A 1,503-nucleotide genomic window follows, 5' to 3' on the forward strand; every position below is an offset into this window, starting at 1 on the left:
CGCTCCACACGCTCTGCCCAGCGGGCCCGGACCTGCCGCGAGGCGTACCCCGCCTCCCGCCCGGCCAGGCGCGGAGCCTCCCGCCGGATCCCCGCGACCCGGCGCGCCGCCTCCGTCTCGGCGGCCGCCTGCACCCGCGCCTCGTGCCGTCCCGCCAGCTCGAACCGCTTCCGCGGGACGTGCATCACCGCCTGCGCTCGGGCTTGTCGGACGGCCTGCTCCACCGCCGGCGCGGGAGCGGTCAGGACCGGCTCCAGGCGGGTCCAGGACAGCTCCCGGCCCAGCGCTGAGCCCTTGAACCAGACCTGCTCTCCGGCGGCGTCCCGGTGGCTGTCCTGGGGCTCGGCCAGGGCGAAGGAGTACCCGCTGACCCGCCCTGTGGAGGCCACGTTGGCCCGCGCGGTCACCCCCGCCTCAGTCAGCGCGGCCTCGAACGTCTCCCGGCCCAACCCGCGGGTCTGCTCGACGACCACGGCGACGCGGGCGGCCAGCACCTCCCGTCCCGGGGGCGCACCCGTGCGCAGCGCCTGGGCGACCTCCCCGCGCGTCAGGGGTGGAGCGTTCACCTCGCTACGCGTCGGCGCAGCGGTCAGCCCCAGCTCCGCCTCGATCGCCACCCGCGCCCGCTGCGCGGCGCGGAAGTCGTGGCGGGCCGCCCACAGCGACCCGTCGAAGCCGACGCGAGAGACCACGATGTGCACGTGGTCCTCGGCGTGCCGGACCACGACCCAGGGCCGGTCCGCCCACCCCATCGACTCCCCCATCCCCTGCGCCACGTCACGCCAGGCCGCATCGGACAGGACCGGGTCGCCCGGCGCGGTGCGCAGGCTCATGTGCCACACCGCCTTGCCCACGTCGGGGCGGGCCTCCATCGCCACCCGCATCGAGGACGTCCAGCTGGCGGGGTTGCGGTCGCCGTCGGCACCGAGGTTGCCGCCGATCACCGCACCCCCCGACCGCCCTTCGTAGACGTGCTCGTTCACCCGCCCCGGCCCGTGCAGGTAGCGCCCCAGACCGGCGACGTCGGAGCCGCGGCTGATCGCCGCGATCACCCCTGGCTCCCGGTGCTCGAGGTCGTGCGCGCGGCCGTCACGGCAGCGGTCAGCCGGGACACCTCCATCCGCAGCGCCTCCAGCTCCGCGGCCTCCAGGTCCAACCGCTGCCCGCCCCGAGCCGCGACGTTCACCGCCCGCGCCAGCTGGTTCACGTTCGACCCGATCTGAGCCAGCTCCCGCAAGACCTCGCGGTCCACGGCGGGGGACGCCGGCGTCGATGGTGCGGGTGCCGCACCGCCGCGACCAGCGGCCGCGGCCGCCACCACCGAGCGCACCCACCCGGCCGTCTTGCCCCACCCCGCCGCCCGCGCCGCCGCGTGCCAGGCCGCGCGCTCCGCCGCGCTCAACCGCACGACCAGCGCGGCTTCTCGCACCTCACCCATCACGCACTCCCACCTCGACCACGACGGCGACCACGACCTCCTGGTCTCAGCCGTCGAAGACGGCG

The 1,503-nt window shown here is 76.4% G+C and carries 2 protein-coding genes; both read right to left on the reverse strand.

Going from position 1 to position 1,503, the window contains the following annotated elements:
* A partial coding sequence (locus tag ACFQ46_RS24245) for a relaxase/mobilization nuclease domain-containing protein (protein WP_380262923.1) occupies window positions 1-1,052 on the reverse strand: 1,052 nt, incomplete at its 3' end.
* Window positions 1,049-1,438 (reverse strand): plasmid mobilization relaxosome protein MobC, encoded by a 390-nt coding sequence (mobC, locus tag ACFQ46_RS24250; RefSeq protein WP_380262925.1) that lies wholly within the window; start codon window positions 1,436-1,438, stop codon window positions 1,049-1,051. The genes mobC and ACFQ46_RS24245, both read right to left, overlap by 4 nt.
* Window positions 1,439-1,503: the final 65 nt, after the last annotated feature.

It is taken from the genome of Kineococcus sp. GCM10028916 (assembly GCF_042674865.1).
In the GTDB taxonomy this organism is placed as follows: Bacteria; Actinomycetota; Actinomycetes; order Actinomycetales; family Kineococcaceae; genus Kineococcus.